Origin of the sequence: Salmonella sp. SJTUF15570, from assembly GCF_043357055.1 — a bacterium.
GTDB classification, from domain to species: domain Bacteria; phylum Pseudomonadota; class Gammaproteobacteria; order Enterobacterales; family Enterobacteriaceae; genus Salmonella; species Salmonella enterica.
This window is the reverse complement of sequence record NZ_JBEUKJ010000002.1, coordinates 1-24,754: the sequence shown is the minus strand read 5'-3', so window position 1 is coordinate 24,754 and position 24,754 is coordinate 1. Positions and strand designations below refer to the sequence as shown.

At 52.7% G+C, this 24,754-nt stretch carries 22 protein-coding genes, 2 rRNA genes and 1 pseudogene; 14 read left to right on the top strand and 11 right to left on the bottom strand.

What is annotated here, in order from left to right:
- The first annotated feature begins 25 nt into the window (after positions 1-25).
- The 10 genes and pseudogenes from ABVN44_RS03580 to ABVN44_RS03535 all read left to right on the top strand — a co-directional run bounded on the left by ABVN44_RS03580 (position 26) and on the right by ABVN44_RS03535 (position 7,966).
- Positions 26-385, top strand: coding sequence for a GPW/gp25 family protein (locus ABVN44_RS03580; RefSeq protein WP_001093501.1), 360 nt, complete (start codon positions 26-28; stop codon positions 383-385).
- On the top strand, positions 376-1,491 hold the full coding sequence (locus ABVN44_RS03575; protein ID WP_000951734.1) for a baseplate J/gp47 family protein: 1,116 nt from the start codon (positions 376-378) through the stop codon (positions 1,489-1,491). Before ABVN44_RS03580 ends, ABVN44_RS03575 begins: the two co-directional genes overlap by 10 nt.
- Positions 1,484-2,116 carry a phage tail protein I gene (locus tag ABVN44_RS03570; RefSeq protein ID WP_023232412.1) on the top strand — a complete coding sequence of 211 codons (633 nt, stop codon included), beginning with the start codon at positions 1,484-1,486 and terminating at the stop codon, positions 2,114-2,116. Before ABVN44_RS03575 ends, ABVN44_RS03570 begins: the two co-directional genes overlap by 8 nt.
- 2 nt (positions 2,117-2,118) lie before the next feature.
- Positions 2,119-3,864, top strand: coding sequence for a tail fiber protein (locus ABVN44_RS03565; RefSeq protein WP_023232411.1), 1,746 nt, complete (start codon positions 2,119-2,121; stop codon positions 3,862-3,864).
- Positions 3,865-3,868: 4 nt separating this feature from the next.
- Entirely contained in the window at positions 3,869-4,474 is a 606-nt protein-coding gene (locus tag ABVN44_RS03560; RefSeq protein ID WP_031619505.1) for a DUF4376 domain-containing protein, read from the top strand.
- The gene (locus tag ABVN44_RS03555; RefSeq protein WP_023232409.1) at positions 4,471-4,926 is read left to right on the top strand and encodes a hypothetical protein; all 456 of its coding nucleotides are present in this window, start codon (positions 4,471-4,473) and stop codon (positions 4,924-4,926) included. Before ABVN44_RS03560 ends, ABVN44_RS03555 begins: the two co-directional genes overlap by 4 nt.
- Positions 4,927-5,177: 251 nt before the next feature.
- Positions 5,178-5,468 (top strand): annotated as a pseudogene (locus tag ABVN44_RS03550) (hypothetical protein).
- A gap of 196 nt (positions 5,469-5,664) precedes the next feature.
- On the top strand, positions 5,665-6,393 hold the full coding sequence (locus ABVN44_RS03545; RefSeq protein WP_000587738.1) for a hypothetical protein: 729 nt from the start codon (positions 5,665-5,667) through the stop codon (positions 6,391-6,393).
- A 261-nt stretch (positions 6,394-6,654) separates the two neighbouring features.
- The gene (gene panS, locus ABVN44_RS03540; RefSeq protein WP_023232407.1) at positions 6,655-7,596 is read left to right on the top strand and encodes a ketopantoate/pantoate/pantothenate transporter PanS; all 942 of its coding nucleotides are present in this window, start codon (positions 6,655-6,657) and stop codon (positions 7,594-7,596) included.
- Between the two features lie 97 nt (positions 7,597-7,693).
- A complete protein-coding gene (locus ABVN44_RS03535; RefSeq protein ID WP_001207628.1) occupies positions 7,694-7,966 on the top strand; it encodes a DUF3811 domain-containing protein in 273 nt (90 codons plus the stop codon).
- Here ABVN44_RS03535 and rluF read toward each other — a convergent pair.
- From rluF to ABVN44_RS03520, 3 genes are read right to left on the bottom strand one after another with little or no spacing between them, the layout of a single operon-like run.
- Positions 7,963-8,832, bottom strand: coding sequence for a 23S rRNA pseudouridine(2604) synthase RluF (rluF, locus tag ABVN44_RS03530; RefSeq protein WP_000954610.1), 870 nt, complete (start codon positions 8,830-8,832; stop codon positions 7,963-7,965). The two genes, ABVN44_RS03535 and rluF, sit on opposite strands and share 4 nt — an antisense overlap.
- A 46-nt stretch (positions 8,833-8,878) precedes the next feature.
- Entirely contained in the window at positions 8,879-9,418 is a 540-nt protein-coding gene (locus ABVN44_RS03525; protein ID WP_023138099.1) for a DUF2058 domain-containing protein, read from the bottom strand.
- A 34-nt stretch (positions 9,419-9,452) separates the two neighbouring features.
- Positions 9,453-9,554: a hypothetical protein gene (locus tag ABVN44_RS03520; RefSeq protein WP_001541281.1), complete on the bottom strand. Its 102-nt coding sequence runs from the start codon at positions 9,552-9,554 to the stop codon at positions 9,453-9,455.
- 71 nt (positions 9,555-9,625) lie between these two features.
- Between ABVN44_RS03520 and pepE the strand changes: the two genes are divergently transcribed.
- Complete coding sequence (gene pepE, locus ABVN44_RS03515) at positions 9,626-10,315, top strand: dipeptidase PepE (protein WP_000421776.1); 690 nt, start codon at positions 9,626-9,628, stop codon at positions 10,313-10,315.
- Positions 10,316-10,389: 74 nt separating this feature from the next.
- Here the strand turns inward: pepE and ABVN44_RS03510 are convergent, their stop codons facing one another.
- On the bottom strand, positions 10,390-12,021 hold the full coding sequence (locus tag ABVN44_RS03510) for a Na/Pi cotransporter family protein (RefSeq protein WP_000956811.1): 1,632 nt from the start codon (positions 12,019-12,021) through the stop codon (positions 10,390-10,392).
- Between the two features lie 266 nt (positions 12,022-12,287).
- On the bottom strand, positions 12,288-15,971 hold the full coding sequence (gene metH, locus ABVN44_RS03505; RefSeq protein ID WP_023232406.1) for a methionine synthase: 3,684 nt from the start codon (positions 15,969-15,971) through the stop codon (positions 12,288-12,290).
- Positions 15,972-16,275: 304 nt separating this feature from the next.
- Between metH and iclR the strand changes: the two genes are divergently transcribed.
- The gene (gene iclR / locus ABVN44_RS03500) at positions 16,276-17,100 is read left to right on the top strand and encodes a glyoxylate bypass operon transcriptional repressor IclR (RefSeq protein ID WP_000226430.1); all 825 of its coding nucleotides are present in this window, start codon (positions 16,276-16,278) and stop codon (positions 17,098-17,100) included.
- Positions 17,101-17,110: 10 nt separating this feature from the next.
- Positions 17,111-17,518 (top strand): ASCH domain-containing protein, encoded by a 408-nt coding sequence (locus ABVN44_RS03495; protein WP_077248407.1) that lies wholly within the window; start codon positions 17,111-17,113, stop codon positions 17,516-17,518.
- Here ABVN44_RS03495 and aceK read toward each other — a convergent pair.
- From aceK to metA, 4 genes are all read right to left on the bottom strand, one after another.
- A complete protein-coding gene (gene aceK, locus ABVN44_RS03490) occupies positions 17,482-19,233 on the bottom strand; it encodes a bifunctional isocitrate dehydrogenase kinase/phosphatase (protein WP_001137277.1) in 1,752 nt (583 codons plus the stop codon). The two genes, ABVN44_RS03495 and aceK, sit on opposite strands and share 37 nt — an antisense overlap.
- A 101-nt stretch (positions 19,234-19,334) precedes the next feature.
- Positions 19,335-20,639, bottom strand: a complete 1,305-nt coding sequence (aceA, locus tag ABVN44_RS03485) for an isocitrate lyase (protein ID WP_000857882.1) — start codon at positions 20,637-20,639, stop codon at positions 19,335-19,337.
- Positions 20,640-20,670: 31 nt separating this feature from the next.
- Entirely contained in the window at positions 20,671-22,272 is a 1,602-nt protein-coding gene (aceB, locus tag ABVN44_RS03480; protein ID WP_129339505.1) for a malate synthase A, read from the bottom strand.
- A gap of 268 nt (positions 22,273-22,540) precedes the next feature.
- The gene (gene metA / locus ABVN44_RS03475; RefSeq protein WP_023232405.1) at positions 22,541-23,470 is read right to left on the bottom strand and encodes a homoserine O-succinyltransferase; all 930 of its coding nucleotides are present in this window, start codon (positions 23,468-23,470) and stop codon (positions 22,541-22,543) included.
- Between the two features lie 156 nt (positions 23,471-23,626).
- Between metA and ABVN44_RS03470 the strand changes: the two genes are divergently transcribed.
- On the top strand, positions 23,627-24,064 hold the full coding sequence (locus ABVN44_RS03470; RefSeq protein WP_000973248.1) for an acetyltransferase: 438 nt from the start codon (positions 23,627-23,629) through the stop codon (positions 24,062-24,064).
- Between the two features lie 294 nt (positions 24,065-24,358).
- Here the strand turns inward: ABVN44_RS03470 and rrf are convergent.
- A 5S ribosomal RNA gene (gene rrf / locus ABVN44_RS03465) occupies positions 24,359-24,474 on the bottom strand.
- 197 nt (positions 24,475-24,671) lie between these two features.
- Positions 24,672-24,754: ribosomal RNA gene (locus ABVN44_RS03460) — 23S ribosomal RNA — on the bottom strand; the annotation flags it as partial.

Here is a 24,754-nt window from a genome sequence, read left to right as displayed (position 1 = left end):
CCCGCCGGAAGGCGAAAATAGCCTCATGAACACGAAAACACGACCCTCGACCCTGCACTGGCAACCTGCCTTGCAACGTCCTGAAGAATACGTCTGCGGGCTGGATGATATTCATCAGGCAATACACATCATTCTGCGCACGCCGCGCGGCAGCGATCCCCACAGGCCGCTTTTTGGCAGCAATCTGTGGCGCTATATCGATTACCCGATCGAGCGGGCCATTCCGCACGTTGTTCGGGAGTCGGTGGAAGCGATTCGCATGTGGGAACCCCGCTGCCGGTTGCTGAAGGTGACGCCGACGATTGACGGCGAACACCTGACGTTACGCGTGCAATGGCGCGCCGCAGACGGCGTAATCAACTCAACGGAGGTGTTATGGCGATAGCCGAACCCGACTTTATTGACCGCGATCCCGCGCAAATCACCAGCGAGATGATTGCGCAATATGAAGAAGCCAGCGGTAAAAAACTCTATCCGGCGCAGGCTGAGCGGCTGCTCATTGACCTGTTTGCTTATCGTGAAAACCTTGTCCGCATCGCCATCCAGGAGGCAGCGAAGCAAAACCTGGTCGCGTATTCCCGTGCGCCGATGCTGGATTATTTAGGCGAGCTGGTTGGCGTTCACCGTCTGCCCGCTCAGGCGGCAAAAACCACGCTGCAGTTTTCTGTTACTCAAGCGGCTAAAAGTAACCTGGTGATTCCACAGGGTACCCGCGCCAGCGCGTCGGATAGCGTGATGTTCGCCACCGATGAAGATGTTCTGTTGCCTGCGGGCAGCCTGAGCGTTGCGGTAACTGCAACCTGTGTAGTGACCGGTGAACCCGGCAACAACTGGCAGCCTGCGCAAATTAGCGCGCTGGTGGATCGGGTGGGCAATTACGATATCAGCGTCACCAATCTGACGGCCTCAAGTGGCGGCTGCGGCGAAGAGAACGACGACGCGCTACGTAAACGCATCCAGCTAGCGCCGGAAAGTTTCAGCAACGCGGGCAGCTATGGCGCCTATCGCTTCCATACGCTCTCGGTCAGCCAGTCGATTATCGACGTGGCGGTGCTGGGGCCGGATGAAGGGCTGGCGGAAGGCTGCGTGGAACTCTATCCGCTGACCCTGAACGGACTGCCGGGGCCGGAGCTTCTTGCCCAGATCGAACGGGAGGTGAGCAAAGAGAAAAAGCGCCCGCTAACCGATAAGGTGAGCGCTAAATGTTCTCCGCGCGTGGCTTATCAGATCCGCGCCCGGTTGACGCTGTTTACCACCGCCGATCAGGAGACGACGCTTGCCGCCGCGCGTGAAGCGATTAATACATGGACGCGCTCGCGCCAGACCCGGCTGGGCCAGGACATTGTGCCAAACCAGATAATTAAAGTGCTACAAGTGGATGGCGTTTACGACGTCGCGCTGGATATGCCCGCGAAAAAGGTATTGCAGGCGCACGAATGGGCGGAATGTACGGCTATTGACGTGACGATTGCCGGAGTCAGCGATGGATAAACTGCTTCTGCCGCCGCCGCTGGCCAGCGACGAACGTTTCTCGGTTCTGGCAAATATTGCCGCCGAACGCTTTGCGCAAATCGACCTGACGGCGTTGCTGGTCTATCTGGTGGATATCGTTGATGCCTCGGCACTGCCCTCGTTGGCCGGACAGCTTCATGTTCAGGGGCTGGAGGGCTGGCTATTTGCCGCCAATGAACAGGAGAAACGAGAGTTAATTAAACAGGCGATTGAACTGCATAAATATAAAGGAACTCCCTGGGCCGTTCGCCGTGTACTGGAAATATTATCCTTACCCGGCACGATTTCCGAATGGTTTGAGTATGGCGGTAAAGCTTATTTCTTCAAGGTTGAAATTAAGCTAATCAATCAGGGCATGGATGAAAATCTGTTTAATAATCTGGTCGATCTTATTCATGAGTATAAGAACGTGCGCTCAAAGCTGGAAGCGTTAATTGTCTGGATAATTAACCAAAGCGCTATTCCTGTTATCGGCAGCGCGCTTTACGGTGGAGAAATAACGACCGTCTTACCCTTCCAGGTTCTGGAAGTTCAACAAACTAAACCGTTCTATTTCGGTACAGGGCAATGGAGCCTTGAAATTACATCTATTTACCCGGAGTAATTATGGATAATGAGTTTTATACCCTCCTGACCGACAGGGGAATGGCGAAAATCGCCAGCGCCCTTGCGGACAAAAAACAGCTACATCTGCAAAAGATGGCGGTTGGCGACGGCGGCGGACAATATTATGAACCGACCGCCAGCCAGACCAATTTACGCCACGAAGTCTGGCGCGGCGAGATGAATACGCTGACCGTTGCGCCGAATAACCCTAACTGGCTGATTGCCGAGTTGGTACTGCCGGAGGATGTTGGCGGCTGGTACGTGCGTGAAGTGGGCGTATTCGACGACGAGGGCGAGCTGATCGCCATCGGCAAGTTCCCGGAATCCTACAAACCGCTGTTGCCCGGCGGCTGCGGCAAGCAGGTCTGTATCCGCCTGATTATGGAAGTTTCCAACACCACGGCGGTCACACTGACCGTCGATCCGAGCATCGTGCTGGCGACGCGCGACTATGTGGATGTCCGGCTGGACGAGCATGAACATTCGACAAATCACCCGGATGCGACATTAACGCAGAAAGGCTTTACGCAACTCAGTAACGCCACCGACAGCGATGACGAAACCAAAGCGGCTACGCCAAAGGCGGTAAAAGCGGCGATGGCGGAAGCGCGTAATCACACGCATACCTGGAACCAGATCACTGGCGTTCCGGACGGTACGCTGACGCAAAAGGGGATTGTTAAGCTTAGTAGTGCTACTGACAGCACCAGCACAACGGAAGCGGCAACGCCGAGCGCGGTCAAGGCGGCGATGGATAAGGCGAATGCGGCAGCTCCGGCGAACCATACTCACGTCTGGAACCAGATTATCGGCGTCCCGGACGGCACGCTGACGCAAAAAGGGATTGTGAAGCTTAACAGCGCGACGGACAGCACCAGTACCACAGAAGCGGCAACGCCCAGTGCGGTAAAGGCGGCGATGGATAAGGCAAACGCGGCGGCCCCGGCCAGCCATATACACGCCTGGGGGCAGATCACCGGCGTCCCGGACGGTACGCTGACGCAAAAAGGGATCGTGAAGCTTAATAACGCCACCGACAGCACCAGTACGACGGAGGCGGCGACGCCGAGCGCGGTAAAGGCGGCGTATGACAAGGCGAGCGCAGCGGCTCCGGCTAATCATTCCCATTATCAGTTTTTTACGGCTAACGGTACGTTTACGGTACCTGATGGGGTGACTCAGGTCTTTGTGGAAATGTTAGGAGGCGGTGGAGGTGGTGGAGGTGGAGGGCATACGAGTAATACAGATGGTCTTCTCTATTGTTCAGGTGGTAATGCTGGCAAAAGTGGAGAGCCAGAGATTGCTATTGTCCCCGTTATTGCGGGAAATAATTATCCAGTAACCGTGGGGGCTGGGGGCGCTAGTGGGGCTGGTGGTGTATTACCTAATAGCAACCCTACTGGAAACGTGGTGCAAGTAGGACAGGCTGGGAATTCTGGGATCAACGGTGGAAACTCAATTTTTATAGATGTTGTCGCCAACGGGGGGGCAGGAGGAGCGGGAGGCATTGTTCAGTCAAGAATACCTTTAAGCGGTTTTAACCAGTTGGACTCTATATCAGGTGGTAATGCTGAAACTACTTCCTTTGGGAAAGGAGGAACTGGCGCAGTTTTATCTAACGGAAGCAATGCGAGTGGCTACGGAGCTGGAGGTGGTGGTGGAGCGTCGGTTAACAGCTTAAATATAGCCTTATCAGGATACGCTGGTGGACGCGGTTCTAGCGGTTTTGTAAAAATCTCATGGTGAATATATGACTCAGTATGCGTACTACCATCCAATAACAATGGAAGTTATCGACTGGATTGATACTTCCTTTTTAAATGTAATATTACCTGATTCCGTTATTCAGGTAACAGATGAACAGTGTTGGTTGAAAGACAAGCCTTGCTGGGTATGTCTTGATCCTCTTACCTTCATCACAAAACAACCTCCTAGTAAATTTCACAGATTGCAGCGAGATCAGTGGGTGTATGATGCGGCATTATTTGCCGCGACTCTGGAAGCTACAAAATCACAGGTTATACAGGCAATTAAAGTTCAACGCGACAAAGTCACTGCTGACTATGTCATTATCGACGGCAACCACTTCCACAGTGACGCTAACAGCCGTATTCAGCAAATGTCACTCACCAGAATGGGCCAGGCAAAACAGGTGCCAGAAGGGTTAATGTGGCAGACCAAAAATAACGGTTTGACTGAACTGACCAACGAAATCGCCGCGCAGTTTGAAACCGTCACTATGGATCACGATATGCACCTGTTTGCCAACGCGCAGCGGCATATTGCGGCGGTAGAAGCGCTGGGGGATATCCAGGAAGTGCTCGACTACGACTATTCATCAGGCTGGCAGCCATGAGTCAAACCACCGTCTGGCTCGCTTGCTATAAGGGGCGATCGGAGTATCGCGGCATCGCCAGGTTTGCCGACTGGCTCACGCGCAAGGTCACGCGCGGTATCTACTCTCACTGTGAACTGGCGGTGGCGCACGGCGGTAATGAATACCTCTGCTACTCTGCATCGTTTCGCGATCGCGGCGTGCGGGGAAAGATAATACCGTTACCGGACGATAAGTGGGATAAGCTACCGTTAAAGGCCACGTTGCCGGAAGTGGAAGTCTTTTTCCGCAAACATAACGGCAAACGCTATGACTGGCAGGGCGCGCTCGGTATCGCGCTGTATAACCGGGAGCGCAAAGATAAACTGTTTTGCAGCGAGTTTTGCGCTGAATTTCTCGGACTAAACGATAGCTGGCGCTACTCCCCCAGCCACCTTTATGCCTTAGTCAGTAGCTGGCAATACGATTGTTGAATCTCTCGCCGGGTATAAAGCCCGGCGGTGTTGAATTAAGTAATACCCGTTAGTATTTATTTGTTAGCATCAAATGTTCAGTTTGCATAGCAAATGAAGTATTATAAAAAACCATCTTATAGTCTTTTTACCAATTGATACGTGCCCCCCCTACGATAATAACATTTATTTAACAAGCTGGCTTTCTTCATTGGAGGAAGAAAAAATCAAACTCTTACATTGTTTATTATTTTCCATATCTAAAAAAGGAAGTGGATTACGGGAATACTGGCGGCATGAGATTATTCGCAGGAATGAATTTTCATTATGTCGATTACTTATGCAGGCCAATAACAATCGCCGTCGTAATTTTTTATTTTGGTGGCGTCTGGAAAATGAGATGTATATCTATGGTTCAAAAAAAAACAGAAAAAACTGGATTATGGATTAATCGCAAGCTAAATTTCAAATTTGGAATTGATATAGAGCTGGGAGCAGTAAAAAGGGGAAATAAGATCACTCCCATCCCAACGCTCATTTTATATCTCCCCATGGAAATATAAAAGACAAAACAATCATTAAAACATTTATCAACTTATATTACATATATCAATAACATTATAAACAAATAAATTACATTCACATCTTGAATGTAATTAAACTTCGATAACCATATGAACACTAATTTTGTTGCAATATAAAGCACATTAAATATAGTGGAACACGGCTAAAAACACCTAATATTCACAGGGGAATATAATGATTATTGTTTCTGTGCTCAGACAAAGCAAAGACTTCACCACAAAACATGCTCAATGGTTACATAAGCAGCTCAAAGGTTATGATTCTGTTTGTTTAACAGATGCGCTAAAGATAAAAGGAGTAAATACGGCGCCTCTTTTGTATGATTGGCCAGGATGGTGGGCAAAACTAGAACTTTTCAATCCACTGCATCCTGTTCTTGGTAATGAGGATATTCTCTATATTGATATAGATAGCGTTATTGTGGGAGATATTACTCCTCTGACAACCATGAAAAAAATAACATTACTTAATGACTTTTCTCAGCATGGTGCTTCAGTTGCGCCAGCAACAGGTATTATGTTTATTCCTGCACCCGCAAAAAAAAATGTGTGGGATGAATTTATGAAAAATCCTGAAAAGGAAATCAATGCCATAAGAACCCCGCCCTATCATGGCGATCAAGGATTTATCGGCAGAATATGTCAAGATGCTGAAAGATGGCAAAACATCTTACCCGGAAGAATTATTAGTTACAAAGCTAATATAGCAACACCAAAAATGATTGGTTTTAACCCTGAACTATACGATGGGACAGGTAATGGAAAATTACCTGACGGAGCAAGCATAGTCTGTTTTCATGGTTCCCCTCGCCCCTGGAACACAGCATTGCCTTGGGTGCCTTACTTTAGTTTAAAAAACACAATCCAAAGCAAAGTGAAACAATATAAGTTATCACTGCGTTAAAGCTTCCTTCTCTTCAATGCCGGCGCTTTTCTTTACGCCACCAGAACCTCTATATATTTCTAATACGGTAGCGTAAGCGCCATCGGGCGATGCGTTGCCGGATGGCGACGCAGGCGCGTCATCCGGCCTGCCACGTGCCCACACTGGATCATGAGCGTAATTTGTTTGAATAATCTTCCTTCACGCGATAAACAATAACTATGGTCTGGCTAGATCCTGACCCGTTGATAACAAACACAACATACTTGCAAGGAAAACAACATGCTCGCCGTCATTACCCGGCTGTTCCCGTTATGGGCGCTGCTGCTCTCTCTCATTGCGTATTACACACCATCCACCTTTACTCCTGTTGGGCCGTGGGTCGCGACACTACTGATGTTGATTATGTTCGGTATGGGGGTCCATCTTAACGTTGACGACTTTAAACGCGTGCTCTCCCGACCAGCCCCTGTCGCCGCAGGGATATTCCTGCACTATCTGGTAATGCCGCTCGCGGCATGGCTGCTGGCGTTGCTGTTTAAGATGCCGCCAGATCTGTCCGCCGGGATGGTACTGGTCGGCAGCGTAGCCAGCGGCACCGCCTCTAACGTAATGATCTATCTGGCGAAGGGAGACGTCGCGCTCTCAGTCACCATTTCATCGGTCTCCACGCTGGTCGGCGTGGTCGCCACACCACTACTCACGCGCCTGTACGTCGATGCCCATATTCAAGTCGACGTGATGGGTATGCTGCTGAGCATTCTACAGATTGTGGTCATTCCAATCACGCTGGGGCTGGTGATTCACCATCTGTTTCCGCGCGTAGTGAAAGTGGTAAAACCTTATCTGCCAGCATTCTCGATGGTGTGCATTTTGGCAATCATCAGCGCGGTGGTCGCGGGTTCAGCTTCACATATCGCCTCCGTCGGCTTTATGGTGATCATCGCGGTGATCCTGCATAACACCCTTGGCCTGCTTGGCGGCTACTGGGGTGGGCGTCTGTTCGGTTTTGATGAGTCAACCTGTCGAACGCTGGCGATCGAAGTCGGGATGCAGAACTCTGGTCTTGCTGCTGCATTGGGTAAAATCTACTTTGGCCCGCTCGCAGCGCTGCCTGGCGCGCTGTTCTCAGTGTGGCACAACCTTTCAGGGTCACTACTGGCTGGTTACTGGTCCGGGAAATCGATTGTTGAAAAATCGGGCGAAACGGCAAAGGTAAATTAAAATATTGCCGGGTGGCGCAAGCTTACCCGGCTTACACGCTATCCGCCCGTTGCGTATTGCCGTAGACTAAATGCATCGGCTAACTGAGGGCACCCGTATGGCACTCCCCCGCATTACTCAAAAAGAGATGACCGAGCGCGAACAGCGCGAACTGAAAACGTTGCTGGACCGCGCCCGTATTGCGCACGGTCGTCCGCTGACCAATTCTGAGACCAACAGCGTAAAAAAGGAGTACATCGATAAGCTGATGGCGCTGCGTGAGGCTGAAGCGAAAAAAGCCCGCCAGTTGAAGAAAAAGCAGGCGTATAAACCCGATACGGAAGCGTCATTCTCCTGGTCGGCGAATACGCCGACGCGCGGCAGACGTTAACGTCCTTTCTTCTTTCGTCCCGGCGAGGTAAAGCGCTTACCGCTTGATGCCGGGCGCGCTTTCTCATTGCTTTTTTCGATCGCAACGACCGGTCGCTTAATACCCGTGGTCTTCGGCTTCGCTTTGGCCTTTGGTTTGGCTTCGGAAGAGGAACGCTCAATCAACTTAAACAGATCGATCAGCTCATCGTCCGTCAGATCGCGCCACTCGCCCAGCGGAATCCCGCTCAGGCTGACGTTCATAATGCGCGTACGCTCCAGTTTCGTCACTTCATAACCAAAGTATTCACACATACGACGGATCTGACGGTTTAATCCCTGCACCAGGGTAATGCGAAAGACAAACGGCGCCTCTTTTTTCACCTTACATTTTTTGGTGACGGTACCCAGAATCGGCACGCCAGCGCCCATACCGCGTATAAACTCGTCGGTAATCGGTTTATCCACCGTCACCAGATACTCTTTTTCGTGATCGTTACCGGCACGCAGAATCTTATTGACCAGATCGCCGTGGTTAGTCAGAAATATCAGCCCCTGCGAGTCTTTATCCAGACGACCAATCGGGAAGATACGTTTGCTGTGGTTCACAAAATCGACAATATTGTCGCGTTCGCCGTCTTCAGTGGTACTGACAATGCCAACCGGTTTATTCAGCGCAATCAGCACTAAATCATCCGCTTCTCGCGGCTCAATCAACCGACCATTTACTTTAACAATATCCCCTGCGACTACCTGATCGCCAATGGCGGCGCGTTTGCCGTTGATAAAGACATTGCCCTGTTCGATAAAACGGTCCGCCTCGCGACGCGAACAGATGCCGCTTTCACTGATATATTTATTAAGCCGGGTAGATGTGTCGGTCAGCATATTTACTCTCTGAGAAATTTTTCTACATAAACGTCGGGAATGTGACTTACCACATCAAATCGTCGGGAACTTTAAAATCGGCATACGGATCATCTTCGTCCTGCTCTTCCTGACTCAGCGCACTGTTTACGATAATACTGTCCGCATCTCGTTGTGCGATTTTATCGGCGACGCTCGCGGGAATAATCGCATATTCACATTCACCGCTGTTATTGATAACCAGACGCGCAATCGCGAGACGCCCATTAATCAGTTGCGTCTGAGTGAGCTTATCCACGTCTATTTTTTTGATGACGTTATTATCGGTGAAGTTAAAACCAATATCGCCTTTAGATACATTGATTCTATTCATTTCAATAAGTTGCTTAACCTGAGCTTTAAACTCTTTCGCTAAAACCGCTTGTTTTTGCTGTTCACTGAGTTGTTTATCACGCTCAAGTTGCGCCTTTTTATTTTCTTCCACCGCCTCTCTGGCCTCACGAGCCTGAACGCGTGATTTTTTAGCCGTGCGCTGGACTTTGGCCATTTTTTTGCTGGTCACTAATCCCGCTTGTAGCAGTTGCTCTTGTAAGGTCAGTTTTGCCATTTTCGTCTCTAAACGTGTTAAATAATTTTGCGGATTATACCTGTAATTTTTCAGGCGACACCAGATGGCAGATCTGGCCTGTCGTCACTTTTAGCGACCGCGCTTTGCCTGTGACACGCGTAACATCATGAGCCATATCAGTAAGACATTAAATGGATAATGGTAGCATTATTACGTTTTGACATTTCCTGATGAGGTGGAGAAGTAATGGAACTGCTTTTATTAAGTAACTCGACGCTGCCGGGTAAAGCCTGGCTGGAACACGCTCTGCCGCTGATAGCGAATCAGTTGAACGGTCGACGCTCAGCCGTGTTTATTCCGTTTGCCGGCGTCACGCAAACATGGGACGAGTACACGGATAAAACCGCAGAGGTACTTGCGCCATTAGGGATAAACGTCACAGGGATTCATCGTGTCGCCGATCCGCTTGCGGCGATTGAGAAAGCGGAAATCATTATTGTCGGTGGCGGAAATACCTTCCAGCTACTGAAAGAATCGCGTGAACGCGGGCTGCTGGCGCCGATGGCGGACAGGGTAAAACGCGGCGCGCTGTATATCGGCTGGAGCGCAGGCGCCAACCTTGCCTGCCCGACTATCCGCACGACCAACGATATGCCGATCGTCGATCCAAACGGTTTCGACGCGCTGGATCTGTTCCCGCTGCAAATTAATCCTCACTTCACTAACGCCTTGCCGGAAGGTCATAAGGGCGAGACCCGCGAGCAGCGTATTCGCGAACTGCTGGTGGTCGCGCCGGAACTGACAGTGATTGGTTTGCCGGAAGGTAACTGGATTCAGGTGAGCAACGGCCAGGCGGTTCTCGGCGGCCCGAATACCACCTGGGTGTTTAAAGCAGGCGAAGAGGCCGTGGCGCTGGAAGCGGGTCATCGCTTTTAATCCCTGGAACATTGAATGCCGAATGGCGGGCCTACGCGCATGTTCTCCGTAGGCCCCGCCATCCGGCATTTCACTTAATACTCGCCCCGTTCCTCGTCCTGATCCGGCTGTTCCAGTACGCTATAGGCGACCGAACAGAACAGTGAGTTAAGACGCTTCATATCGCCCAGCAGCCCTAAATGGAGCGAGCTGGTTTCAATGCTTTGCACGTTCTGCTGGTGCAGGCGGTCGACATGCGCATGTGAGTATCGGCGATTAAGTATACGGAAGCGATGTTTACTGCGGCGCAACCGACGGGCGCTGGTGACATCGCCGGAGAAAAAGACCGACATCGCCAGTTGCAGATTACTGAGCAGTTGATCGTAAAGCGCATCCAGCTCTTTCAATCCTTCTTCTGAAAATGCCCGACGCGCCGCCAGCGACTTGTCGGCAATCTCACTGCCCATTCGCTCGATAATATCCGACGCCTGTTCGAGGTTCAGGGCCATCTCAATAATCTCCGCCCACCGGCGGGACTCCTCCGCCGCCAGCTCGTCTTTTGGCATTCGCGCCAGATAAAGCTTAATCGCGGTGTAGAGCACGTTAACGTCATCCGCCAGCTTGCGCAGCGCTTTCTCTTCACGCGGCTCGCCGTGCATGACCTTTTTTAGTCCTTCCATCATCTGTTCCATCGCATCGCCAATGCGCAACACCTCGCGGGCAGCATTAGCCAGCGCCAGCGTTGGCGTATCCAGCGCGCTGACATCCAGATGTTTCGGCTTCAGATGGGTATCCAGTTCAGGCTCATCACGAATAATTCGTTTACAAAAACGCGCCATCAGCTCGGCAAATGGCACCATCGCCAGGCAGCGCACCAGGTTATAGAAAACGTGGAAATAGATCACCAGCTCTGATTTCGGTAGCGATAGCTCATCCATCAGATTCGCCAGCGGATGGACAAACGGCAGGATGACCAGGCTGCCGATCAATTTGAACAATAGGCTGCCGAGCGCTACGCGACGCGCGGCAGCATTGGCGGCGCTGTTATTGAGCATCGCCAGCAGCCCCGATCCCAGATTGGCGCCGATGACCAGGCACAACGCCACCGGGAACGATATAATCCCCGCCGCCGTCAGGGTCGCCGTCAGCAACACCGCCGCCAGGCTGGAATAACTGATGATAGCGAACATCGCGCCAATCAGCGCATCCAGCATAATGTCGCCCGTCAGCGACGCGAAAATGACCTGCACGCCATTAGCCTGAGTGATCGGCGTCACTGCCTGCACAATCAGCTCCAGCGCCAGTAGAATCAGGCCAAGCCCGATACCGACGCGACCCAGCTGCCCGGCGCGGGACTGCTTACGTCCCAAAAAGAAAATCACGCCGATAAAAATCAGCAGCGGCGATAGCCACGACAAGTCAAAGGTGAGAATACGCGCCATTAGCGCAGTACCCACATCGGCGCCCAGCACGATCACCAGCGCGGGCGTCAGGGCGACAAGATCCTGGGCGACAAACGACGTTACCAATAAAGTGGTGGCGTTACTGCTTTGTACCAGCGCGGTAACACCGATACCCGCACAAAAGGCGAGTGGTTTCTTTTCCACGCTGCGGCTGAGGACAGTACGTAGACGCGCGCCAAACACGCGCATTACGCCAGTACGAACGATATGTGTTCCCCATACCAACAGCGCAACGGCAGAAAGTAGATGGAGCAAAGTTAACACGGCGTCAGGTTCTCCTTATCGTTATACGTTTTCCTGAAGCTCACTTGCGATAAATTGCCTGATGGCGCACAGCGTTAAGGCCTGCTGGCGTTGCACGCCACCGGGCTTACCATACGTAATACGGTATGCTGGATAAGGCGTTTACGCCGCCATCCGGCAAATTCAGCGTAGAGCCTTCCTTCAGTATAAGGGTTTAATTGTAAGAAAGAGACAAGGCACCCAATGAGTGCCTTGTATGTTGTAAGGAAAAGTGACGATTTTATGAATCAGTCCGCATCGTAACCCAGGTTCGGCGCCAGCCACCGCTCAACGTCCTCAACGCTCATTCCTTTACGGAAAGCATAATCTGTCACCTGATCGCGCTGGATCTGCGCTACCGCGAAGTATTTGCTCTCAGGATGGCTGAAGTACCAGCCGGAGACCGACGCGCCAGGCCACATGGCGAAAGATTCGGTGAGCTTCATCCCGGTGTGTTTTTCGACATCCAGTAGCTGCCAGATAGTGCCTTTTTCGGTATGTTCCGGGCAGGCAGGATAACCCGGCGCCGGGCGAATCCCCTGGTAGTTTTCGCGGATTAATTCGTCGTTACTCAGGCTCTCGTTCGGCGCATATCCCCAGTAAACCTTACGTACACGCTCATGCAGATACTCGGCAAACGCTTCCGCCAGACGGTCGGCAATCGCTTTCACCATGATCTTGTTATAGTCGTCGTGTTGCGCTTCGAAGGCGTCCGCCAGCGCATCCTCCTCCAGACCGCCGGTCACCGCGAAAGCACCGATGTAATCCGCTTTGCCGCTCAGTTTCGGCGCGACAAAATCCGCCAGACAGTAGTTGGCAAAACCGACTTTCTCGGTCTGCTGGCGCAGGTGGTGGCTGACCGTCAGAACATGAGTACGGGTTTCGTCGCGATAAATTTCGATGTCATCGCCAATGCGGTTCGCCGGGAACAGGCCCACCACGCCACGCGGATTCAACAGTTTCTCGGCGCTCAGTTTATCCAGCATATCATTGGCGTCTTTAAACAGACGCTGCGCCTCAACGCCCACCACCTCATCTTCCAGAATGCGCGGGTATTTGCCGGCCAGCGACCAGGTCATAAAGAACGGCGTCCAGTCGATGTAGTTGCGCAGAGTTTCGATGCTGGCTTCCACCTCCTGCACGCCCAGACGGTGGGCTACCGGCGGGGTGTAGCGTTCCCAATCGAATGCCAGATCATTATCGCGCGCCGCTTCCAGCGTGACCGGCGGCGTGCGCGGTTTTTTGCGGGCGTGCTGAATACGCACGGTTTCGTACTCTTTGCGGGTACGGGCGACAAAGTCATCGCGCTGGTTGTCGGAGAGTAGCGCCGCCACCACGCCCACGGTACGCGAAGCATTCTGCACGTAGACCGTCGGACCGCTGTAGTTCTGCTCGATTTTCACCGCCGTATGCGCTTTCGAAGTGGTTGCGCCGCCGATCAGTAGCGGGATAGTAAAGCCCTGACGCTCCATCTCTTTCGCCACGTTGACCATTTCGTCCAGCGACGGGGTAATCAGCCCGGAAAGACCGATCAGATCGGCATTCACTTCACGCGCCGTTCTGAGGATTTTCTCCGCTGGCACCATCACGCCAAGATCGACGATTTCGTAGTTGTTGCATTGCAGCACCACGCCAACAATGTTCTTGCCAATGTCGTGCACATCGCCCTTCACGGTGGCAATCACCATCTTGCCGTTGCTGGAGCCTTTTTCTTTGCTGGCTTCAATAAACGGCTCCAGGTAGGCCACCGCTTGTTTCATCACGCGGGCGGATTTCACCACCTGCGGCAGGAACATTTTCCCTTCGCCGAACAGGTCGCCGACCACGTTCATGCCGTCCATCAACGGCCCTTCAATCACCTCAATCGGACGGGAGGCCTGCTGGCGGGCTTCTTCGGTATCCTGTTCGATAAATTCGGTAATGCCTTTCACCAGCGAGTATTCGAGACGCTTTTTCACGTCCCAGCTACGCCATTCCGCCTGCTGGGCGTTGGCAGCTTCGTCGGTTTTGCTGCCGCGGTATTTCTCCGCCAAATCCAGCAAACGCTCAGTGCCGTCATCGCGACGGTTAAGAATGACATCTTCAACCGCATCGCGCAGTTCGGCAGGCAGGTCGTCATAAATCGCCAGCTGTCCGGCGTTGACGATACCCATGTCCATGCCGTTGCGGATGGCGTAGTAGAGGAATACCGCGTGGATAGCCTCACGTACCGGGTCGTTGCCGCGGAACGAGAAGGACACGTTAGACACGCCGCCGGAGATCAGCGCGTGCGGCAGCTCGCGTTTGATGTCTTCACAAGCGCCGATAAAGTCCTGCGCGTAGTTGTTGTGCTCTTCAATACCGGTCGCCACGGCGAAGATATTCGGGTCGAAGATGATGTCTTCCGGCGGGAAACCCACCTCTTCGGTGAGAATTTTGTAGGCTCGGCGGCAAATTTCGATTTTACGCTCGCGGGTGTCGGCCTGGCCCTGCTCATCAAAGGCCATCACCACCACTGCCGCGCCGTAGCGACGTAGCAACTTCGCATGATGAATAAAGGCTTCCACGCCCTCTTTCATCGAAATAGAGTTGACGATGCCTTTACCCTGAATGCACTTCAGCCCTTTTTCGATAACCTCCCATTTGGAGGAGTCGATCATGATTGGTACACGGGCAATGTCCGGCTCACCGGCAATCAGGCTGAGGAAACGCACCATCGCCGCTTCGGCGTCGAGCATCCCCTCATCCATATTGATATCAATAATCTGCGCGCCGCTTTCTACCTGCTGACGGGCGACGTCCAGCGCTTCGCTGTATTTCTCTTCTTTGATCAGCCGTTTAAATTTGGCCGAGCCGGTGACGTTAGTACGCTCGCCGACGTTGACAAACAGGCTATCGTCGCCAATGTTCAGCGGCTCCAGGCCGGAAAGGCGGCAGGCGACCGGGATATCCGGCAGCTGGCGCGGCGGCAAACCGGCAACGGCGCGGCTCATGGCGGCGATATGCTCCGGCGTAGTGCCACAGCAGCCGCCAACGATATTCAGGAAGCCCGCTTCCGCCCATTCGCGAATCTGTTTCGCCATGGTGTCGGCGTCGAGGTCGTACTCGCCGAAAGCGTTCGGCAGGCCGGCGTTCGGGTGCGCGGTGACGTAGCATTCGGCAATCCGCGACAGTTCCTGGACGTACTGGCGCAGTTCATCTGGCCCCAGCGCGCAGTTAAGGCCAAAAGTGAGCGCCTCGGCGTGGCGCAGCGAGTTATAAAAGGCTTCGGTCGTCTGGCCGGAGAGGGTACGACCAGAGGCGTCGGTGATGGTGCCGGAAATCATGATCGGCAGATCAACGCCCAGCGCTTCAAACTCTTCTTTCACCGCAAACACCGCCGCTTTGGCGTTGAGGGTGTCGAAGACGGTTTCAATCAGGATCAGATCTACGCCACCTTCCACCAGCGCTTTGGTGGATTCACGGTAGGCCGCCACCAGCTGATCGAAGGTGATATTACGAAACGCCGGGTCGTTGACGTCCGGCGAAATGGAGGCCGTGCGGTTAGTTGGACCAAGCACGCCCGCAACAAAGCGTGGTTTTTCTGGTGTTCGCGCCGTCCATTCATCGGCGCAGGCGCGCGCCAGTTTGGCCGCCGCATAGTTAATTTCCGCCGACAGGGATTCCATCCGGTAATCCGCCATCGCAATGGTTGTCGAGTTAAAGGTGTTGGTTTCGATGATATCCGCGCCAGCCTCAAAGTAGGCGTTGTGGATAGCGGCGATCACCTCCGGCTTGCTGAGTACCAGCAGGTCATTGTTGCCTTTCAGGTCGCAGGGCCAGTCGGCAAAGCGCTCCCCGCGGAAATCTTCTTCATGTAGACGATAGCTCTGGATCATGGTGCCCATACCGCCGTCCAGCACCAGAATACGTTCATTTAACTGCGCACGCAGTTGTTCAACTTTGCTGCTCACACTCGCTCCCGACAACGCTCCACGTAACGAGCCATACTGGCACAAAGCGTGCTGGCGGAAAAGAGAACAACGGGCAACATGAGACATGTTCAGCTTGCCACCCACTTCTGTCGCTTTGCCGGATGGCGGCGCAAGCGCCTTATCCAGCCTACAAATTACTTTGGCAGCTCCCAAAGCGTAGGCCTGATAAGCGAAGCGCCATCGGGCATCCTGTGATGTCACTCATCCGATCAGTTCAGGAACTCTTGCATTATAATTGAATAAAACGAAAATGATTTCCACGATACAGAAAAAGGAGTCTGCCATGGTTGCCCCTGTTCCCGCGAAACGCGGGAGAAAACCTGCCGCTACCACTGCACCCGTAACCGGGCAGGTTCAGTCTTTAACTCGCGGTCTGAAGCTACTGGAGTGGATTGCCGAGTCCAACGGCAGCGTCGCGCTGACCGAACTGGCGCAACAGGCGGGTTTGCCTAATTCCACGACTCACCGTCTACTCACCACCATGCAGCAACAGGGTTTTGTCCGCCAGGTTGGTGAGCTGGGCCACTGGGCCGTAGGCGCACACGCGTTTATCGTCGGCAGCAGCTTCTTACAGAGCCGTAATCTGCTGGCGATTGTCCATCCGATTTTGCGCAAGCTGATGGAGGACTCCGGCGAAACGGTAAACCTTGCCGTACTCGATCAGAGCGACCATCAGGCTATTATTATCGACCAGGTGCAGTGCACACAATTGATGCGCATGTCCGCCCCTATTGGCGGCAAGCTGCCCATGCACGCCTCTGGCGCGGGCAAGGCGTTTTTATCACAGCTCAGTGAGGAACAGGTTACCAGTCTGCTGCACCGCAAGGGGTTGCACGCTTATACCCATGCGACGCTGGTGTCGCCGATCCATCTGAAAGATGACCTCGCCCAAACACGCAAGCGCGGCTATTCCTTTGACGACGAAGAACATGCGCTCGGTCTGCGCTGCGTGGCCTCGTGTATTTATGACGAACACCGCGAACCGTTTGCGGCCCTCTCTATTTCCGGCCCCTGCTCACGCATTACCGACGATCGCGTCACCGAACTTGGCGCCATGGTGATTAAAGCGGCGAAAGAGGTGACGCTGGCCTATGGTGGAACTCGCTGAAATGAGCAGCCTGAAATTATACTGGCAGGAGAAGTACCCACAGGCCTTCTGTTGGTCTTTCGGTGATTCGCCGGCGCTGGCCGACGAGCTGGCGGCGCTAGTGGTCGCCGGTAAAAAGCGTGGCACCTGTAGCTCGCTGGTTAGCTATCAGAAAGAGCAGCCCCCTGTCACGCCCGGGTCATATCACATTGTGCTCAACGGCACAGGCGACGCCGTGTGCGTCATACGCACGCTGGCGCTCAGGCTGATCCGTTTTAACGAGATGAGCGCCAATCTCGCCGCACTGGAAGGCGAAGGCGATCTTAGCCTGGCGTACTGGCAAGCGGCACACCGGGCCTTTTTTGAGCGCGAGGGTAATTGGTCGCCGGAGATGGAACTGGTTTACGAAGAGTTCGCCGTACTTGAGATCGCGCCGTAACGCACGCTAAAGCGCTGGCGACGTCGATAGGCATACACATCTTCTACATGCCCTTCTTTAATACGCGTCTGTAGCGCGCGCCAGTAATCGGCGCGAAACAGGTCGGCATGCATCTCTTCAAACAATGGTCCGATACGCGGATCGGCACACAGCCAGTGGCGAAACTCCTCCGGGAAAACATCACCTGGCGAGACGCTATACCAGGGTTCGCTGGCCAGTTCGTCTTCCGGATAACGCGCTGGCGGAATATCGCGGAAATTCACTTCCGTCATGTAGCAAATTTCATCGTAGTCGTAGAACACCACGCGGCCATGACGGGTAACGCCAAAGTTTTTAAACAACATATCGCCGGGGAAAATATTAGCGGCGGCAAGCTGGCGAATCGCATTACCATATTCTTCTATCGCATCGCGCAACTGCTGGCCTTCTACCTGTTCCAGCCAGATATTGAGCGGCACCATGCGACGTTCAATATAGAGATGGCGAATGACGATATGTTCCCCAAGATCGGTAATCTTCTCTGGCACTTCTTGCCGTAACAGCGCCATCAGCGCCGGATCAATTTGCCGTTTATCCAGTACGAAATTCTCAAACTCCTGGGTATCCGCCATACGACCGACGCGATCATGCTCTTTTACCAGTTGATAACAGGCACGCACATGGGCGGCAGACATCTCTTTCTGCGGGGCGAATTTGTCTTTAATGATTTTAAATACCCGGTCGAAACCTGGCAGGGTAAACACCAGCATCACCATGCCGCGGATGCCAGGCGCCTCAATGAATTTCTCATCGCTTTCAGCCAGATAACATAAATATTCGCGGTAGCTTTCGGTTTTCGCATGTTTCTGGCAGCCAATCGCCATATACAGTTCGGCAGTGGTTTTACCCGGCAGGATTTCACGCAACCACTCAACCAGCGCGGCAGGCAGCGGCGCATACACCATAAAATAAGAGCGGGCAAAACCAAACACAATGCTCGCTTCTGCCGTGGTGGTCAGGCAGGTATCGACAAACAGTTCCCCCTCATCAGTACGATGTATCGGCAATAAAAACGGCAGCGTACCGTCAGGTGTGGTTAATTTACCTACCAGCCAGGCCGCTTTATTACGGTAAAACAACTCATTCGCCACCTGGACATGGCAGCGAGGTAGCGCGTCCTCGCCCAGTGTTTCAGTCAGGTGCGCGATAATATAGCGGATATCCCGGCTTTTATTCTGCCAGGGCAGACGCAGCGGTAAGTCACTGAGTATGCGCATCAACAGCGTCTCCCAGCCGTGATCGGGAAAGAAGTCTTTGGCCAGCGGGCGCGGGATAGTACGAAAGCGGCGCTCCGGTTGCGAACTGAAAATAAACAACCGCTCGGGTGTTAACGAGCGGTGGTCAAATAACCGGCAATAAACGGAGTTGAAAAAGCTCTCCGCAATCTCGAAGCGCGGGTAATCCGGCAACAGCCGGGTGTAATGCTCTTTAACGCGTAAAAGGAAATCCGCGTCGGTACTTTTGCCATCGGTAATACAGCGCAATTGCTCCACCACCAGACCCACATGATGATCATAGAGGTGGATACGGCTTTTCATCGCCTGTTGGACGGCGTGCCAGTCGGCCTGTTCAAAACGCTGCTGCGCGCCGGAAGTCACTTCCAGAAATCGACCATACTGCGCGTCAAAGCCTTGCAGGATGGTTTGAGCAATCAGTAATTCCAGGCCACGCGGCATTTTTTTCCCTCATCCGGCACCACGTCATGCCGGATGGCGCGTTCGCTTATCCGGCCTACGCTATCTGTAGGCCCGGTAAGCACAGCGCCACCGGGCATCAATCAAAACTGCGATTCTTCGGTGGAACCCGTTAACGCGGTAACGGATGACGCGCCGCCCTGAATAATGGTGGTGACTTTGTCGAAGTAACCAGTACCCACTTCCTGCTGGTGGGAAACAAAGGTGTAGCCATCTTTCGCCGCAGCGAACTCGGGTTGTTGAACCTTCTCAACATAGTGCTTCATGCCCTCGCCCTGCGCGTATGCATGCGCCAGGTCGAACATGTTGAACCACATGCTGTGGATGCCCGCCAGGGTAATAAACTGGTATTTGTAACCCATGTCCGACAACTGCTGCTGGAAGCTGGCAATGGTCTTGTCGTCCAGATTCTTCTGCCAGTTGAAGGATGGTGAACAGTTATAGGCCAGCAGTTTGCCCGGATACTTCGCGTGGATAGCATCGGCAAAACGACGCGCCAGTTCGAGATCCGGCGTAGAAGTTTCGCACCATACCAGATCGGCATACGGGGCATACGCCAGACCGCGGCTGATCGCCTGCTCAATGCCCGCATGGGTGCGGTAAAAACCTTCGCTGGTGCGTTCGCCGGTAATAAAACCGCTGTCATAGGGATCGCAGTCGGAGGTGATCAGATCTGCCGCATCCGCATCGGTACGCGCAATCACCAGCGTCGGGACGCCCATCACATCAGCGGCCAGACGCGCAGCAACCAGTTTCTGAATCGCCTCCTGCGTGGGGACCAGCACCTTGCCGCCCATATGGCCGCATTTCTTCACCGACGCCAGCTGATCTTCGAAGTGAACGGCCGCTGCACCGGCTTCAATCATCGATTTCATCAGTTCGAAGGCATTCAGAACGCCGCCAAAACCGGCTTCCGCATCAGCAACGATCGGCAGGAAGTAATCCACATAGCGCGGATCGTTGGGTTCAATACCGGATGCCCACTGGATCTGATCTGCACGACGGAAAGTGTTGTTGATCCGATCCACTACCGCCGGAACAGAGTTTGCCGGGTACAACGATTGATCCGGATACATGCTGGATGCCAGGTTGGCATCTGCCGCCACCTGCCAGCCTGAAAGATAAATCGCCTCAATACCGGCTTTCGCCTGCTGCAACGCCTGACCGCCGGTCAGCGCGCCAAGGCTGTTGATATAGCCTTTTTTCGCTTCACCGTGCAACAGCCGCCACATTTTCGCGGCGCCGAGCTGCGCCAGCGTGCACTCCGGGTTAACCGAGCCGCGTAATTTCACCACCTCCTCCGCGCTGTACGGGCGGGTGATGCCTTCCCAGCGCGGTTGTGTCCACTCTTTCTGTAATTCTTCGATTTGTTGAGTACGGGTTTTCATGTGCAGATGCTCCATATTGTTATGTGGTGAATTAAGCCAGTAAGCGATAGCCCGGCAGGGTGAGGAAGTCGATTAAGTCATCTGAGGTGGTGATTTGCTCCATCAGACGTGCGGCATCGTCGAAGCGCCCGCTGCTGTAGCGGTGCTCGCCCAGTTCGTCCTGGATTACCCGCATCTCTTCCGCCAACATTTCGCGGAAAAGCGCTTTCGTTACGGGTTTTCCATTGCTTAGTGTTTTCTCATGGTAAATCCACTGCCAGATAGAGGTTCGTGAGATTTCCGCCGTCGCGGCATCCTCCATCAGACCGTAAATCGGTACACAGCCATTGCCGGAGATCCACGCTTCAATGTACTGCACTGCCACGCGAATATTGGCGCGCATTCCCGCTTCTGTGCGTTCGCCTTCACATGGCTCCAGTAACTGTTCAGCGGTAATCGGCGCATCTTCATCACGGGTAATGAACAGCTGATTTTTGTGCTCGCCCAGTACCTCGTTAAAGACGGCCATTGCGGTATCCGCCAACCCGGGATGCGCAATCCACGTGCCGTCGTGGCCGTTGTTCGCTTCCAGCGCTTTATCCGCTTTCACTTTGGCAAGGACCTGATTGTTGCGTTCAACGTCTTTGCTCGGGATAAACGCCGCCATACCGCCCATCGCGAACGCGCCGCGCTTGTGACAGGTTTTGATCAGCAGGCGCGAGTAGGCGCTCAGAAACGGTTTGTCCATCGTTACCACCTGTCTGTCCGGCAAGACGCGATCCGGGTGATTTTTCAACGTTTTGATATAGCTGAAAATATAATCCCAGCGACCACAGTTGAGACCGACGATATGATCACGCAGCGCATGAAGAATCTCATCCATCTGGAAAACAGCAGGCAGCGTTTCAATCAACAGGGTCGCTTTGATCGTACCGCGCGGCAGATTGAAGCGGTCTTCGGCGTAGCTGAAAACTTCACTCCACCAGGCTGCCTCCTGCCAGGCTTGCGTTTTCGGCAGGTAAAAATACGGGCCGCTACCTTTAGCGAGCAGCGCTTTATAGTTGTGGAAAAAGTACAGAGCAAAATCAAACAGGCTGCCGGGAATGGCTTCCCCCCGCCAGGTAACATGTTTTTCTGGCAGATGTAGACCACGTACACGACAAATCAATACGGCCGGATCGGGCTTGAGCTGATAGATTTTTCCGGCTTCGTTGGTATAGCTAATGGTGCCGTTCACCGCATCACGCAGGTTGATTTGACCATCAATAACTTTATTCCAGTCCGGCGCCAGCGAGTCTTCAAAATCCGCCATAAACACTTTCACATTTGCGTTCAGGGCATTAATCACCATTTTACGTTCAACCGGCCCGGTAATTTCTACTCGGCGATCCTGTAAATCCGCCGGAATACCACGAATCTGCCAATTACTTTCTCTAATGGAAGTGGTTTCCGAAATAAAATCAGGCAACTTACCGTTATCAATATCCTGCTGTTGCTGGATACGTGCAGCCAGGAGTTTATTGCGTTTTGGCGTAAAACGGGTGACTAACTCCGTCAAAAACTCGACTGCCTCAGCGGTCAGGACTTGCTTTTCCAGCTCGCCTTGCGGCCTGGTAAAGGTTAATTCATCAGTTGTGGTTGCCTGTGGATTCATCATGCAGCTCCTCGTTGTTGATCCAGATACATCCCCAATGCGAACGAAGGATCACTGTGCGCTTTTCGTTCAACACAACTAAGACTACTCAATTAAATTTCAAAATCAAAAACAATTTCCATTTTTAATTTAATTATACATTAACCTATTGATAACAATGTAAATTAAATTTAATTACATGATGAGGTGCGTTTCGGAAATAAAAAAGGCACCCGAAGGTGCCTGATTCAACATGCTGAAACGCTTTAGGATCGTCAGAAGCAGAAGATTAATCCAGGGTTGGATTCATGTGACGCAGATCATATGGCGTAATCTGGTAGACATAATAGTTGAGCCAGTTAGTAAACAGTAAATTACCGTGGCTGCGCCAGGTTGCGCGCGGTATGTTTTGCGGATCGTTTTTTGGGAAATAGTTGTACGGAACCTCCGGATTTAACCCGGCCTCAACGTCACGAAAATATTCACCCGCTAACGTATGAGCGTCATATTCAGGATGACCGGTGACAAACGCAATACGTTTATCTTTGCTGGCAAACAGGTACGCATCCCCTTCTTCTGTTTCGGCCAGAATTTCAAGATCCGTATAATCCCGTATCAGCGCCGCCGGGAAATCGGCATAGCGTGAGTGTGGCGCAAGAAACGAATCATCAAAACCACGCGTTAACAGAGCATGTGGATGAAGGATGTGATGTTCATAGACGCCGGAAAGTTTATCTGCACGGGTCTGCTTAGGGATACCATACAGAATATTGAGTGCGGCCTGAACGGCCCAACAGACAAATAGCGTCGAAGTAACGTGATCTTTCGCCCATTCCAGCACCTGCCTAATCTGCGGCCAGTAAGCCACGTCATTAAATTCCACCAGACCCAGCGGCGCTCCGGTCACGATAAGCCCATCAAAGTTCTGATCGCAGATATCGTCGAAGTTACAGTAAAAGTTGTTCAGATGCTCGGCTGGCGTGTTCCTCGACTCGCGGGCATCTATCCGCAGTAGTTGAATATCGACCTGCAATGGCGAGTTCGATAGCAAACGCAGAAACTGATTTTCCGTTTCAATCTTCTTCGGCATCAGGTTAAGGATAAGTACCTTTAGCGGGCGAATTTCCTGACCTGATGCGCGAGAAGTCGTCATGACGAAGACATTCTCCTCACGTAAAAAATTGACGGCGGGTAGCTCGTCCAGCACGCGAATCGGCATAACCTGATAACCTCACGACATACGTTTAAACGTTTAGACATCCAGATAGCTGAAGATACTCAGAAATCAGGCGAATGTCGAGTCTGCAAGTTCAAGGTGAGAAAGTTTCACGACAGCATTTGCATTAGAATAGAAGTAAGCAAAAAAGGAGTGAAGATGATGATTAACATTCGCCGTTCAAGGCATGAGGAAGGGGAAAAACTGATTGCGATCTGGCGTCGCTCAGTCGATGCCACGCACGATTTTCTGTCAAACGCTTATCGGGCCGAACTGGAAGAGCTGGTGAGCGATTTTCTGCCAGAAGCGCCACTATGGGTTGCCGTGACCGATCAGGATGAGCCGGTAGGATTTATGCTGCTTACCGGCGAACATATGGATGCGCTGTTTGTCGATCCGGACGTGCGTGGTCAGGGTATCGGTAAGAGATTAGTTGAACATGCGTTAACACTGGCGCCGGGGTTGACAACCAATGTTAACGAGCAAAATACACAAGCTGTTGGATTTTATAAGAAAATGGGATTTAAGGTGACAGGACGTTCGGAGGTCGACGATCTTGGGAAACCGTATCCATTGTTGAATTTAATTTATCCGTGAGTAGCGGTGCTGCCTGATAAGTGCATGCAGGCCGGATAAGGCGAAACTGCCATCCGGCGGTGCCGGTTGCCTGATGGCGCTGCGCTTATCAGGCCTACATTTTTACAGTTACCACACACGCAAAGAAGCCCGTCCAGACGGACGGGCTTCTTCACTTGTCTGATGCCTGGCAGTTTATGGCGGGCGTCCTGCCCGGCACCCTACGGGCCGTTGCTGCGCAACGAGTGCTCACCGACAGACTACAGATAAAACAAAAGGCCCAGTCTTTCGACTGAGCCTTTTGCTTTATTTGATGCCTGGCAGTTCCCTACTCTCGCATGGGGAGACCCCACACTACCATCGGCGCTACGGCGTTTCACTTCTGAGTTCGGCATGGGGTCAGGTGGGACCACCGCGCTACGGCCGCCAGGCAAATTCTTTTGTGCTCTGTACGCAATTCTTTATCGCATCAGCGGCGTTGCCTGCGCTCGTAAAGTCAGTCACATACTTCTGTATGCTCCTTCCTTTCCTTCGCTTGCCGCCTTGCTGCTGCGCAAATTATTGCGTACTCAACTCTGAATCACTGCTGAAAATCGTCTCTCATCCGCCAAAACATCTTCGGCGTTGTAAGGTTAAGCCTCACGGTTCATTAGTACCGGTTAGCTCAACGCATCGCTGCGCTTACACACCCGGCCTATCAACGTCGTCGTC

What these genes read in the sequence shown, in the direction of transcription:
- ABVN44_RS03580 (WP_001093501.1), top strand. Translation starts at nt 26, where the DNA reads ATGAACACGAAAACACGACCCTCGACCCTGCACTGGCAACCTGCCTTG.
- ABVN44_RS03575 (WP_000951734.1), top strand. Translation starts at nt 376, where the DNA reads ATGGCGATAGCCGAACCCGACTTTATTGACCGCGATCCCGCGCAAATC.
- ABVN44_RS03570 (WP_023232412.1), top strand. Translation starts at nt 1,484, where the DNA reads ATGGATAAACTGCTTCTGCCGCCGCCGCTGGCCAGCGACGAACGTTTC.
- ABVN44_RS03565 (WP_023232411.1), top strand. Translation starts at nt 2,119, where the DNA reads ATGGATAATGAGTTTTATACCCTCCTGACCGACAGGGGAATGGCGAAA.
- ABVN44_RS03560 (WP_031619505.1), top strand. Translation starts at nt 3,869, where the DNA reads ATGACTCAGTATGCGTACTACCATCCAATAACAATGGAAGTTATCGAC.
- ABVN44_RS03555 (WP_023232409.1), top strand. Translation starts at nt 4,471, where the DNA reads ATGAGTCAAACCACCGTCTGGCTCGCTTGCTATAAGGGGCGATCGGAG.
- ABVN44_RS03545 (WP_000587738.1), top strand. Translation starts at nt 5,665, where the DNA reads ATGATTATTGTTTCTGTGCTCAGACAAAGCAAAGACTTCACCACAAAA.
- panS (WP_023232407.1), top strand. Translation starts at nt 6,655, where the DNA reads ATGCTCGCCGTCATTACCCGGCTGTTCCCGTTATGGGCGCTGCTGCTC.
- ABVN44_RS03535 (WP_001207628.1), top strand. Translation starts at nt 7,694, where the DNA reads ATGGCACTCCCCCGCATTACTCAAAAAGAGATGACCGAGCGCGAACAG.
- rluF (WP_000954610.1), bottom strand. Translation starts at nt 8,832, where the DNA reads ATGCTGACCGACACATCTACCCGGCTTAATAAATATATCAGTGAAAGC.
- ABVN44_RS03525 (WP_023138099.1), bottom strand. Translation starts at nt 9,418, where the DNA reads ATGGCAAAACTGACCTTACAAGAGCAACTGCTACAAGCGGGATTAGTG.
- ABVN44_RS03520 (WP_001541281.1), bottom strand. Translation starts at nt 9,554, where the DNA reads ATGGCTCATGATGTTACGCGTGTCACAGGCAAAGCGCGGTCGCTAAAA.
- pepE (WP_000421776.1), top strand. Translation starts at nt 9,626, where the DNA reads ATGGAACTGCTTTTATTAAGTAACTCGACGCTGCCGGGTAAAGCCTGG.
- iclR (WP_000226430.1), top strand. Translation starts at nt 16,276, where the DNA reads ATGGTTGCCCCTGTTCCCGCGAAACGCGGGAGAAAACCTGCCGCTACC.
- aceK (WP_001137277.1), bottom strand. Translation starts at nt 19,233, where the DNA reads ATGCCGCGTGGCCTGGAATTACTGATTGCTCAAACCATCCTGCAAGGC.
- aceA (WP_000857882.1), bottom strand. Translation starts at nt 20,639, where the DNA reads ATGAAAACCCGTACTCAACAAATCGAAGAATTACAGAAAGAGTGGACA.
- aceB (WP_129339505.1), bottom strand. Translation starts at nt 22,272, where the DNA reads ATGAATCCACAGGCAACCACAACTGATGAATTAACCTTTACCAGGCCG.
- metA (WP_023232405.1), bottom strand. Translation starts at nt 23,470, where the DNA reads ATGCCGATTCGCGTGCTGGACGAGCTACCCGCCGTCAATTTTTTACGT.
- ABVN44_RS03470 (WP_000973248.1), top strand. Translation starts at nt 23,627, where the DNA reads ATGATGATTAACATTCGCCGTTCAAGGCATGAGGAAGGGGAAAAACTG.